12 protein-coding genes are annotated in these 12505 nt (G+C 46.9%); 10 read left to right on the forward strand and 2 right to left on the reverse strand.

The window, feature by feature from the left end; genetic code table 11:
• Positions 1-17 precede the first annotated feature (17 nt).
• Positions 18-1715: a proline--tRNA ligase gene (locus ACFMKP_RS00665; RefSeq protein WP_382288110.1), complete on the reverse strand. Its 1698-nt coding sequence runs from the start codon at positions 1713-1715 to the stop codon at positions 18-20.
• A 717-nt stretch (positions 1716-2432) separates the two neighbouring features.
• On the opposite strand from ACFMKP_RS00665, the gene ACFMKP_RS00670 reads away from it, so the two are divergent.
• From ACFMKP_RS00670 to ACFMKP_RS00690, 5 genes are all read left to right on the forward strand, one after another.
• The gene (locus ACFMKP_RS00670; protein ID WP_382288112.1) at positions 2433-3470 is read left to right on the forward strand and encodes a WXG100 family type VII secretion target; all 1038 of its coding nucleotides are present in this window, start codon (positions 2433-2435) and stop codon (positions 3468-3470) included.
• A 135-nt stretch (positions 3471-3605) separates the two neighbouring features.
• Positions 3606-4112, forward strand: coding sequence for a hypothetical protein (locus ACFMKP_RS00675; RefSeq protein ID WP_382288114.1), 507 nt, complete (start codon positions 3606-3608; stop codon positions 4110-4112).
• Positions 4113-4124: 12 nt separating this feature from the next.
• Positions 4125-4688 (forward strand): hypothetical protein, encoded by a 564-nt coding sequence (locus tag ACFMKP_RS00680; RefSeq protein ID WP_382288116.1) that lies wholly within the window; start codon positions 4125-4127, stop codon positions 4686-4688.
• A 12-nt stretch (positions 4689-4700) separates the two neighbouring features.
• Positions 4701-5276 (forward strand): hypothetical protein, encoded by a 576-nt coding sequence (locus ACFMKP_RS00685; protein WP_382288118.1) that lies wholly within the window; start codon positions 4701-4703, stop codon positions 5274-5276.
• A gap of 12 nt (positions 5277-5288) precedes the next feature.
• Positions 5289-5858 (forward strand): hypothetical protein, encoded by a 570-nt coding sequence (locus ACFMKP_RS00690; protein WP_382288120.1) that lies wholly within the window; start codon positions 5289-5291, stop codon positions 5856-5858.
• A gap of 186 nt (positions 5859-6044) precedes the next feature.
• Here the strand turns inward: ACFMKP_RS00690 and ACFMKP_RS00695 are convergent, their stop codons facing one another.
• Complete coding sequence (locus tag ACFMKP_RS00695; protein ID WP_382288122.1) at positions 6045-7964, reverse strand: hypothetical protein; 1920 nt, start codon at positions 7962-7964, stop codon at positions 6045-6047.
• Between the two features lie 181 nt (positions 7965-8145).
• Here ACFMKP_RS00695 and ACFMKP_RS00700 point away from each other — a divergent pair, with 181 nt between their 5' ends.
• The 5 genes from ACFMKP_RS00700 (at position 8146) to ACFMKP_RS00720 (ending at position 12504) form a co-directional block, all read left to right on the forward strand.
• A complete protein-coding gene (locus ACFMKP_RS00700; protein ID WP_382288124.1) occupies positions 8146-9459 on the forward strand; it encodes a DUF3696 domain-containing protein in 1314 nt (437 codons plus the stop codon).
• Positions 9456-9935: a hypothetical protein gene (locus ACFMKP_RS00705; RefSeq protein WP_382288126.1), complete on the forward strand. Its 480-nt coding sequence runs from the start codon at positions 9456-9458 to the stop codon at positions 9933-9935. The genes ACFMKP_RS00700 and ACFMKP_RS00705 overlap by 4 nt, the downstream gene beginning before the upstream one ends.
• Before the next feature lie 116 nt (positions 9936-10051).
• On the forward strand, positions 10052-10855 hold the full coding sequence (locus ACFMKP_RS00710; protein WP_382288128.1) for a hypothetical protein: 804 nt from the start codon (positions 10052-10054) through the stop codon (positions 10853-10855).
• Positions 10856-11004: 149 nt separating this feature from the next.
• The gene (locus tag ACFMKP_RS00715; RefSeq protein WP_382288130.1) at positions 11005-11373 is read left to right on the forward strand and encodes a hypothetical protein; all 369 of its coding nucleotides are present in this window, start codon (positions 11005-11007) and stop codon (positions 11371-11373) included.
• Positions 11374-11544: 171 nt separating this feature from the next.
• Positions 11545-12504 carry an endonuclease/exonuclease/phosphatase family protein gene (locus tag ACFMKP_RS00720; protein ID WP_382288132.1) on the forward strand — a complete coding sequence of 320 codons (960 nt, stop codon included), beginning with the start codon at positions 11545-11547 and terminating at the stop codon, positions 12502-12504.
• Position 12505: the final 1 nt, after the last annotated feature.

Raw genomic sequence — 12505 nt, forward strand, 5'->3', positions numbered from 1 at the left:
ATCCCTCATCCTTTGTTCTATGCTCTCTGTTCTATGTTCTTAATCGTCGTTACCGCCTGATCAAGCCCAATCGTATCGACCACGCCCGTTGCGCGGTTGCGCAGCTCGACGGTATTTTGCTTGAGGCCGCGTTCGCCAACCGTGAGCCGCCATGGCATACCGAGCAAATCTGCGTCGTTAAATTTCACGCCCGCCGATTCGTTGCGGTCGTCGTAGAGCACGCTCACGCCAGCAGCATGCAATTGTTGATAAAGCTGATTGGCGGCATCGCTGACCGTGGCACTTGCCCCAAGTTGTACCAAATGCAGATCAAACGGCGCGACGCTGGCTGGCCAAACGATGCCTTTTTCGTCGTGATGTTGCTCGATAATCACCTGTAACAATCGTTCGAGACCAATACCATACGAACCCATGACGATTGGCTGAGCCTGACCTTGTGGATCAAGATAGGTTGCGCCAAGCGCTTCAGTGTAGCGCGTGCCTAATTTGAAAATATGGCCAATTTCGATCCCGCGCTCCAAACTTAGGCTTGCGCCACAGCTTGGGCAGGCATCGCCAGCCTCAACATTGGCAATATCGGCGACGATTGTTGCTTGCCAATCGCGGCCATACACCACGTTTTGCAAGTGATAGCCGCTGCGATTTGCGCCTGCAACCAAGCCACCAACCCCAACGACCGAATGATCGGCGATCACGGTGACGTTGCTTAGTCCAACAGGTGAGGCGTAGCCTGCGACCGCTCCAACGGCGCTAATTTGCTCAAGCGTGGCTGCTTCCAATACCGAAACGCCTGCTGCCGCGCGCAATTTAATTTCGTTGACTTCGCGATCGCCGCGCACGACCACGAAGATCAAGCCTTTTTCTGAGTTGAAAAAGACAGCTTTGGCAGTTTGGGCTTCGCTAACCTGCAAAAATGTCGCTAGCTCCGCAATTGTGGTGCAGGCTGGCGTAGCAATTTCGCTCATGGCTGGCAAAATTTCGTTGGTTGCAGCAGCTTGGCCGCGCACCGCGACCTCGCTATTGGCGGCATAATTGCAGCTTTGGCAAACTGCGAGCGTATCTTCGCCGCTGCCTGAAAAGGCCATATATTCGCGTGGTTCGCGTCCGCCCATCTCGCCGCCATCGGCTTCAACTGCGGTGAAGCGCACGCCGCAGCGTTCGAAGATCGTTTCGAAGGCCAAGGCAACCCGGTCATACACTGCGTCCAAGCCAGCCCAATCTGCATCGAGCGAGTAGGCATCGAGCATAGTGAATTCGCGCAGCCGCAATAAACCGCCGCGCACGCGTAATTCGTCGCGATATTTGGTGTGAATTTGATAGAGCAAGCTTGGCAATTGACGATACGAATCGACCTCACGGCGGGCTAGCTCAGCCACAGCTTCTTCATGGGTTGGCGCAAACAATAAGGCTTGCTGATTTCGATTCTCGAAGCGCAACATCGCCTCGCCATATTGGGCATAACGTCCGGTTTGTTGCCATAAACTGGCGGCATGCACGACTGGCGTGCGAAATTCGCCAGCGCCAATTGCTGCCAATTCGGCGTGCATCAGCGCTTCGATGCGGCGAAAAACCCGCATGCCGAGTGGCAACAGCGCCATGCCACCAGCTAATAATTGACGGGCCAAGCCAGCGCGCAAAATTAATTGATGGGCCGTTAATTCAGCTTCGCTTGGAGCCTCGCGCAATGTGCGCCCGAAACCACTACTCATTCGCATAACCGACCTCCTTGCAGCAATAAAAAAACCGTCCCCAGATGCAACAGCATCTAGGGACGGCTAAAAAACCGCGGTACCACCCTAGTTGAAGCTCAGATGAGCCTCCCCTTGGTCGTCAACCAGTGAATTGACGTGTCGTGATCTCGGCGACAAACCCGACCAACCTTGTTTGGGTGTGGCGTGCACACTTGGTTCGGCGGTAACTCTGGGGTGGGTTTGCGTAGCCTAGTCCATTTCGAGCTTGCACCATCCTCGAATCGCTGGTTGGCTATTGCTGCGCTACTAATCCCCATCAACGTTTGCTATCAACTTTGTGGCTGCAACTCTATCATAGCTTATGCAAACCTGTCAATCGACCAATCATAGCTTCGGATGCTCAAAAATCACCCTTGTAATAACGAGCTATGCGGTTATAATCAAGCAGATTGAGTAGAATTGAGGGCGACACTCCTAACTTCCCCCTGCATTTTAGCCAGAGTTCCCCTCCTCGTTAGATCATTCGTTTGCAATGGCTTGAATTGAGTGCTATGACCACACCAATTTACAGGGCTTACTGGCGAATAGCCCCATTGGATACGTCATTTCACAATCGTAGTTCTATAGCGTTTTCGCCCTAAGCAGCTAGAATAAGCATTCCTGAGTTGAATTGAGGGTTTTCCTTCCACTGTCCCCAGCGTTCTTGCCCGAAGCTCCCTCCACGTTGAGAGGTTTATAAGTATGCCCGCTTCCATTGTGCAGATCAAGTACGATGTTGTTGATGCGATTATCGTTCGTTTCCAAAAACTGCATGAGCAGAGCCAAACCATTCAAGCCAGCGTATGCCAGACGATAAACTCGTTACAAGCTGGTCAATGGCAAGGCAGCGCTGCCAACGCCTGTTTTCAAGAATTTGAGCATGTGGTTAATCCGGCTTTTCAGCGCTTGTTACATGCGTTGCAAGGCAGTGTTGAAACTACCAAGGCCATTCGGCAAATCATGGCCGATGCTGAGGCTGAAGCCGCCGCCCTATTTCGCGACGATTTTGGCCCAATTGTCTTAGGTGGTAATCGGGCGATGTTTGTTCAAGAAGCTGGTGGCGCAACCCCAACCCCAACTCCGCCAGAACCACCCTTGAAACTACCATTCTTGCAAAAATTGATTGATTTTATACTCAAAGCTACTGAGGCTTGGCGCAACGATCGTGCTGATGGAGTGCAAGTCAATGCTGATGGATCGGTCAGTTATGCCGATGCAACTCTGATTTTCGAGGATATGGCCAATGAACCCGACATTCCGTTTCAGTTTCCTGATGATGGTTGTTACGCTCGTGCTCATTTCATGGCCTACCGAATCTCAGAACGCTATGGAATTGATATTAATGATGTCGATAAAGTATTTATCTATGGCGATTTAGAAGCGCAAACTAGCTTTATTTATGACCAAGTGACGATAGGCGGTACTACCGATACATCATCAACTGCCGATGGTACGGTTAATTGGGCTTGGCACGTTGCGCCCATTATTAATGTACGTCAAGGTGATATAAATGTCCCAATGGTTATAGATCCTTCGTTATCAAACCGACCTCTAACCATTGAACAATGGAAAGCGATTATGAATGATCCTGATGCTATTACAGAAATTACCGAACATACAACGTATGGTCCAAATTATTCCTATGATCAGGCTCAACGAGAACAAATTGATGGAGAAGCACAAGCTATACTTGAAGATTATAAACAACAATGTGTCGATGCTGGATATTGCCAGCCATAATCACAATAAGGGATTCTAATGAAGAATATAATTGAAAAGATTGTTATTCTAATTCTTCTTGTAACGATGATTAGTTGTAGCAATCAATCAAGACCATCGAATAACTCAATACTCCCCTCTAGCGAGGTAACTCCCATGAATGATGCAGGTTTTTTTGTGTATATTTTCGACCAAACTGCCGTGCCAGGCCTTGGGAAAACCGCCGAAACTGCATGGCCAATTTTACAAGCTGTGCCGTTAGAACAGGCAGCATTCACCGTAACTGAGCAGCTATTGCTCAACTACCATTGGCCTACCCAAACGATTACCTTTACCAATCCATGGGGGCAAACCGATCGTGATGCGCCAAGTTATATGTGGAATGGCGGAGGTTCGTTTGTCGTCGTCTATAACAGGCAGCGCTTGTTTGGGGGCAAGGTCGTGGCCGCAATCAGCCCTCGACGCTTTGACTATCCAGCGATGGCTTTATCAAATGACTATATTCTGATGGAGAATCCTGAATTACAAGGCAAGTTGGTCTATTCGTTTCATCCAAAATCGGCAGTTATGTATCCGCCACAATCGCAGTTTTTAGCGGATGATCCGGCAATAGCCGAAGCGGTTAAAAACCATTTGCGTCAACTTGGCAAGTTGGTTGAGTAACGGAGGTTGGTGATGCGTTGGTTGACCTATTGTTGGCTGCTGATTGTGCTATTTGGCTGCACGCAAGCAGATCAAGCGCCACCCACAGCGCAGCAATTTGCGATTTATATTTTTGATCGGACTGCAATCAATCAGTTTGAGGTGACAAATCATAATCCCACAGCAGCACTTCAAACAATTGATTTAGCCGCAGCATCGATCGTGATTACTGAAACTGATCTGCTTGCTTATGATTGGCCACAGCAACAACTGCGCATTCGCAATCCTCAAGGGTTGAGTGCCAAAGAGCGTCCAGCGGAGATGGATATTGAAGGCTTTTTTGTGATCGTCTTTAATCAACAACGGATTGTGATGGGCCGTGTTCGTTCAAATTCAACCGCGCTGGCCGCTGATTATCCATTGTTGCTGGATACAATCGAATCGTATAGCAATCAAGAGGCTATCTCGGTTTATCAACTGCGCTCGAATAGCGCAACGATTCGGAGTGCTGCACCCCATTCGTTTCCCAATGCTGATCCGGCAATTGCTGAGGCAGTTAAAAATCATTTGCGCCAGCTTGGCAAGTTGGTTGAGTAACGGAGGTTGGCGATGCGTTGGTTGAGCTATTGCTGGCTGCTGATAATGCTGCTTGGCTGCACGCAAGCAGATCAAACTCCGCCGGCAACGAAGCAATTTGCGATCTATATTTTTGATCAAGATGCGGTGCCAGGGCTTGGGCCAACCGCCGAAACTGCATGGCAGATCTTACAAGTCGTGCCGTTAGAACAGGCAGCATTTACCATAACCGAAGATCTATTGCTCAGCTATCATTGGCCCTCCCAAACAATGACCTTTACCAATCCATGGGGCCAAACCAGCATGGATGCACCTTTTTATATGGTTGGCGGTGATGGTGCATTTGTGGTGGTCTATACTGGCCAACGCTTGTTTGGGGGAAAAGTAGTTTTCGCAGGCAGCCCGCGCCGCTTCGACTATCCCGCCATGGCCTTATCTCAAGAGTTTATCCTTATGCGAAACCCTGAATTACAAGGCAAGTTGGTCTATTCCTTTCACACTCGTCCATCAGTGCTGTATGAGCCACAATCGCAGTTTTTAGCGGATGATCCGGCAATTGCAGAGGCGGTCAAAGAGCATTTGCGTCAACTTGGCAAGTTGGTTGAGTAACGGAGGGTGGTGATGCGTTGGTTGAGCTATTGCTGGCTGTTGATCGTGCTGTTTGGCTGCACGCAAGCAGATCAAACTCCGCCGGCAACGAAGCAGGTTGCAAGCTATGAATTATATTTTTTTGAAAATAACGTCCTCAGCAAGCAGCAAGCTGAGCGGATTGCGGCCAATCAGGAATGGAATCTCTTGCGTGATCCTGATCTTTCACAAGCTAGCTATGTGATTTCTGCTACTGCTATCGTTGAATACAACTGGCCACACCAAACGCTGATTGTGCAAAATCCATGGGTTAAAGCCAATCAAAAAACTCCATTCTTTATCTCCGAAGGCACAACCTTAGTTGTATTCAATGGGCAGATTATTAGAGCCTACCAGCGTGAGCTAAGCATTAGCAGCAAATATATTGGGCCCGAAACTGCCGTGATGTATCACGAACTGCAAGCAAATGTGGCTGATACAACGCTTAAATATCGTTTGACCCAAGCAAATGCAATTTCGCCAGCTGCGATTGTCAGTAACGATCCAGTAATTGCTGAGGCAGTTAAGCAGCATTTTCGCCAGCTTGGTAAGTTGGTTGAATAACGAAATGTTGCTTCTCTCATCAGCAAAATCACTTCTAGAAATGGTGGGTGAAGTTCGAAATATGCATTGCCAGCTTGCGCTCTGCCGCTTAGCCAACACCAGCATTTCTATCACGATGAATTGCTAACCACCCAATAAAAAGCCCCTCTCCTGCTAGGCAAGAGAGGGGTTGGGGTGAGGGGAATTCTAGCCTGGGAAGCGGCTGAGATGTTCTTCGAGTTTGACGTGGCAGGCGGCTTCTTCGCTGCGTAGCGTCGTTTCTTCTTCGCGGAGGGCATTCAATTGGTCTTCGGTTTCTGCAAGCGTGGTGATATAGCGGGTGCGCAATTCGCCCTCGCCACCTTCGTTTTTGAGCACATCAAGGTTGCCACGAATTTGGGTTTGTTGATTGTAGATTTTTTGGCGTGCGGCCTCAATTTCGTTGAAGCGCTGGGCAATGCTGTCGAGCCGTGCATAGAGGGTAAGCACTTCGCGCAATTCGCTAACGGTGTTTTGATCGAGCATGCGATCGTGCAAATAGCGGCGTAATTGGTCGAAATTGATCGAGCGAATATGTTCGCGACGTTCGATTAAGCGCCGTTCGCGCACTCGCAAAGCTGCCTCGCCACGCGCCGGAATCGGCAAGAGCCAACTGGCCAATTGACTAGTGGTTTCTGCTGGCTGCACGGTATCAAACAGCTCATAGGGGTGGCGCAATGGATGCTCAATTTTGATTACGCGGGCCTCGCCAGCAGTGTTGGTGGCGGTGTAAATTGTGGTCAGCGATTCCTCAACTTCGTGAATCAAGACATCGCGACCAAGCCGCAAGCGCCGTGTTTGATGGGCTGAGCTTTGATTTTCCTTGACTGAAACTTCCAAGGCTTGGGCATAGCGAATCGTCACCAAACCGCCTTCGGCTGTCCAATTCAGCACAGCTTCGCCGCCATAGGAGCGACTTTCCATAATCGTGATTGGGCCACGCTCCAAGGTTAGGCCGCTACTATTTTCAAAGCGTACCGTCACCATTGGGTTTTGCTCGCCAGCAGCACCGCGGTAGATCAACTCGCGGCGACAGGAGGTGCGCAAATTGAGCAACGGTACTAACGCTGAGCGCCCACGCCCAACGCTAACCGGCTCGCGTACATCGTAGCGAAACAATGCGCCTTGCGATGCACCTTCGGCAACTGGGGCAATTGAGGCCATCTCATCGATTCCTAAACTTAAGGCATCAAAATCTGCGCCACCAAATGCTTCTTCTTGCATTGCCATGGCGCGCATCATTTTGCCACGTGGAGCCGCTGCTGGAGCAGGCGCGGCCAAGGTATAGGCTGGCGGTGCTGCTGGCCGAATTGTATCTTCAATCAAGGGCCGTTCTGGTTGTTGTGGCTCGTAGAGCGGGTAGCGGAACGAAACTGGTCGGCCTGCAACCAACGAAATTCGCACATCTTCGAGATCTTCGTCGAGCACATTATCGAACAAGCCCCAACCTTGCAGCAGCACATCGGGCACTTCAGTTTCAATATTATCGACAATAATTCGATATGAAACCCGCCAACTTGGGGCTGGTGCAAGGTAAGCTACCAGCAAATCGTGCTTGCCCTCGTCGAGCTGAATCGTGGCGGTACGTGAATCTTGTTTGTCGCTGTTGGCGCGTAACGACCAAAGCACCTCATCGGCGGCTGCATCGAGCAATTGCACGCCGCGAATATCATTCAAACGGTGCAAGGTGATTTGACGTACATCGCTGCGGTAAATTGTGACTAAGGCCTGCGAGATTGGCTCTTCTGGTGGTGGCTCGTCGATGCCGACAATCAAGCCTTCGGCGGCGGCTTCATCGCGCAAGGCGAGCCGAATTCGTCGCCCGCGCAGTTCGGTTAATAAATCGCGTAGCGGGCGGCCAGCGCCAAGCTCAATCCGCCGATTGCTCCATGATTCAGGCCGTTCGTAATCGATGCCCTTGACATGGCCCTCGCCTTTTTCCAACACGACCAAACTTTTCAGCACATCGTCCATGGCTTCGCGACTGAAGGCTAGGGTGAGCTTCGTACCTTCAAACTGACCCCGCCGCTCGAAATAGCCAACGCCATGCTTGTACAAAATCAATCGTCGCAGTGGAAGTTCAGTCATTATTCGGTACTCCTCGGCTGAATCGGCTGAAATTTTGGTGGGTTTTGGTGCGTTTTTGGGTGTGATGTCGGTTTGTAGCTAGCGCTATTGTACACGATTTGGCCCTGAGTAACACGCGCGTTGCCAAGCCCCAAGCTTGGCAGTACAATCATTTCATTGGCTCGATAGGGAGATTCAGCAGATGATTACGAATTTGCGGTTTCAACATTTCAAATCGTGGAATGACACAGGCGAGTTGCGTTTTGCTCCGTTAACTGGCTTTTTTGGTAGCAATAGCTCTGGTAAAACCGCAATTTTGCGCTTCCTTTTGATGTTGAAGCAAACGGTCGAGTCAAATGATCAGCAATTAGTGCTTAATCTCAATGGTGGCTATGTCGAGCTTGGTAGTTTTGAGGATGTAATTTATCAGCATAACGTAGAACAAAAATTAGATTTCGATATTTCTATGGATATAGAAAATCTTCAAGTAAATTTTTCAGAGATTTTTGGAATCAATTTAGAGTCGGCTATTCGTTATAAAAATGAAAGCCCATCGATCACTAGAAATATTTATACATTCTTTAAAAAAGATAAATCAGTTTATCAAAATTATGAAATTGTAGAATTTGATGAAAATTATACGTACACAGATAAACAAGAAAATATATTAATAGAAAAAAAGAAACCTTATTTTACAAGTAAATTCTATACACTTCCTCATGATTTTGTGCATCCCTCTATACTTTCAGCAGGGAAAATAAGTATTATAGCTTTACAATATTTTATCCAAAACTTTGAAGAGCACTTTCGCGATATGCAATACCTTGGGCCAATTCGCGAAGATCCTAAGCGATTTTATCAATGGACTGGTGAAATTCGTAGTTTGGGTAATCGTGGTGAGCATGCAGTTTTAGTTTTGTTAGCTGATCAAAAGCGTTATTCAGAGTCACGATTGGCTAAACAAGTAGCAATTTGGTTGAAGCAATTAGGCCTGATCGCTGATTTTCGCTTACATCAGATTGCACCGAATGTTGATTTACACGAAGTGCGGGTGAAAATCAAACCAAATGCAGCTGAGGTATTACTGACTGATGTTGGCTTTGGGGTTGCTCAAATTCTGCCTGTGCTGGTGTTGTGTGCTTCGGCTAAACCTGGCTCGACGATTATTCTAGAGCAGCCTGAAATTTACCTGCATCCAGCGGTGCAATCAAATTTGGCTGATATTTTGATTGAAACAATTAAACGCGGCGTGCAAATTGTGCTCGAAAGTCATAGCGAACACCTGCTGCACCGATTGCAACGCCGAATTGCCGAAGAAGTTTTGAGCAATACTGATACTGCACTCTATTTTTGTGATATGGATGATACTGGTACATCGCATGCTGTGCCGCTTGATGTGGATCAATATGGCAACATTCGCAACTGGCCCAAAGATTTCTTTGGTGATGAAATGGCCGATTTGGCTGCACTCTCACGCGAGACAATTCGCCGTAAAAAGGCCGAGGCTGGGCGATGAAACGCATCATTGATACGAATGTTTTATTAACAGCTAATGGTGCGGCAGACCATAGAGAATTCGATTGTATGGAAGCGTGTATTGATTTTCTGGAAATAATTAAGCAACAAGGTATTGTTGTTATTGATGATGGCTATTTTATTATGGGTGAGTATCGCCAAGATGTTCATGATAGTGGACAACCTGGTTTGGGTGATAAATTTTTAAAATGGCTCTTAATTAATGAATGGAGTGATCAATGCGAACACGTGAGCATAAATGCGATTGAGATTGACTCAAAAGCAAGCTTCAGTGAATTTCCCAACGCTGATGGACGCTTAGCTAAATTCGACCTTAAAGATCGTAAATTTGTGGCAGTTGCATTAACCCATCCTGAACATCCGCCAATCGTTAATGCAACTGATAGTGATTGGACTGAGATTGAACACATTCTGCGTGATGATTATCAAGTACAAGTGATTCAATTATGCTCATAAACGGTGAAATTTGGCTATGCTTAGCCTAAATTTTGAATCCTCGATCATTGAGAGAAACGAGAACTTTTATGAATGCATCAATTATTCACTTGCGCGTTTTGCGGCGCTTATTAATTTTGGTTAGCTTGGTTTGGCCGCTAGGTTTAATATTTGGCCTAGGAGCTTTGAGTCATTTTGCGTTTTGGGCAAAGCTCTGTTTTCTTGGCTGGTATCTGGCGATCTTTGTGCGTTTTGCTTTATTAACGTGGCAGCATTTCTATTTGAATGATCAGGGTATTCGCATCCAGACCTATCGCGCTGATTATACGTTTGCTTGGGCTACAATTCAGGCAATTGAATATGTTACGGAGCCAGTAAAACCACAGTTTATGGATCGCGATCTCCGCTATCTAGCTGGCAAATATCAAATCCGCTTTTCTGATGCCACACAATCAATGATTGTGCATACGCGCTTTACTGAGCAACAGAGACAGGTATTTAAAACCAAGTTAGCTCATTATAGCCAGCAGTATGCAATTCCCACCAAAACGATTGAAACTGTGCTTTATCCAGCGATTTACCCTGAGCGATTAAGCCTATGGCAAAAAATCCTGCGCTTGCATCAGCCACCATTAACTAAAATTCCCGCTGCTTTGTGTGGGCTCGGCTTGATGCTTTTAATCGTGACGCTTGGCTATCTGGCTTTCTCAAATCTGCCTTTTCTGTTCGCATCAGCAGCTTTTGCATTCTATCAAGCGTTCAAATTGAGCTTGGCGCTGTTACCAAATGCCATCAACCAACCTGAAGTATTGATTCACCCGTATGAGCAGCAATTATATATACCAAAGTTGGTTAATAAAATGCTGTTTGGGCGATTGTTCGTATTTTATTTGGTGATCCTAATAGGTATCTTAATTTACTACCAATTTTTAGGTATTTAATAATGTATAAACATCGAAAAACTAGCTATTTTCAATTAATCGTTGGTGTAATTTTGCTTAGCATTACCCTAATTCTATTGATTAATGGAATATCAAGTTTTGCAATATTTATAGGATTTATTACAATCATATGTTTGTATCTATTTTATATGCAAAAACGGTCATTTATTACGATTGATGCTGAATATATTCGGTTTCGATCATTATTCAAGGTCGTGACAATCCAATGGCAATGGGTACGCTTAGTGACGATTGAATCGTACAATTATCATGAGCAATCAATACCTCAAGCTGCAAATTATTTGAAATTTAAATTTATCTACAATAATGGCTCGATTATTGAAGCAGGAATCTCTGGGATGCTCTTTCCCCAAGCTTATTGCATTGCGATTGAGCAAAAATTGTATCAATACTGTCAACGATACAATATTAAATTATGCAAACAATATTATAAACATGTTGGCAGAAATCAATTTAGCTTCGAGCGAGAAGAATTTTTAATTGGCAGTGACGAATAATTAACTGAATTTACTGGCTGATGAACGCTTTAACCTTGTTTCATAGAGCAAAAAGCTTGGTTATGCACCTGTGTGTTTGGCAAATTGCTGCTCGCCATGCTATGGTTTGGTGTTGATTTTGAGCTGCTCAAATCACATTGCTTCAATTGGTAGAGTAAGGGAGTTTCTGCGATGATCAAACGTGGCTTGATCGCTTTGGCGTGGCTTGGGGTGTTGCCATGTAGTTTGTGGTCGCTATTGCGCTGGACTAATCTTGCAACTACGCCGCAAGGCATGCTGCTGTTAGTCTTTGATGCCTGGGTTTATGCCAGTTTGTTGCCTGTTGCGCTTTTCGCAAGCCTTGCCCGCCGCGGTCGTTTGTTGCTGGTGGTTGGCTTGAATTTATTAGTGGTTTTGGGCATTTATGGCGGGCGTTGGTGGCCCCAATCTACTAATCCAGCTCCACAAGATGTGCGAATTATGACTTGGAATGTGTATTACGATACTCGCGATATTGGTGGCTTGGTGGCTACAATTCGCGCGCAACAAGCAGATATTGTTGTGTTGCAGGAATATAATTTTCAGCTTGACCCGCAACTGCCCGAAGCTTTGGCCGATTTGTATCCCTATGCTGCGCTGAATCCGCATTCGGGGGCTGGTGGTTTGGCGACGCTGAGCCGTTGGCCAGTGACCGAATTGGCTCCAGTGGCGCGTGGCGTTGATAGTTGTGGCTGCCAATATTTGGAAATTGCTACACCAACTGGCCCAACTCGCTTGATCAACACCCATCCGCATATTCCGTTGGCCAGTTTCAAGGGCGTTTATACCAAAACCCAACAAGACCCAACCTTTGAGCAGTTGCTAAAATTGATTGCCGACCAAAGCCAGCCCTTAATTTTGGCAGGCGATTTGAATACGACCGAACGCCAGCCCAATTATCTGCGTTTGCGCCAACAGCTTGGCGATGCCTATCAGCAAAAAGGTTGGGGCTTGGGCTATACCTTTCCAAGTAACTATCCTATTCCCAAGGCAGTGCGTTTGGATTATATTATGCCTAACCTGCATTGGCAGCCTTTGCGAGCATGGAATGGCACGGCTAATTTGTCGGATCATGGTTTTGTTGTCGCCGATTTGCAGCGTTCGCGCCAATAGT

The organism is Herpetosiphon sp. NSE202 (genome assembly GCF_042688385.1).
Lineage (GTDB): Bacteria > Chloroflexota > Chloroflexia > Chloroflexales > Herpetosiphonaceae > Herpetosiphon.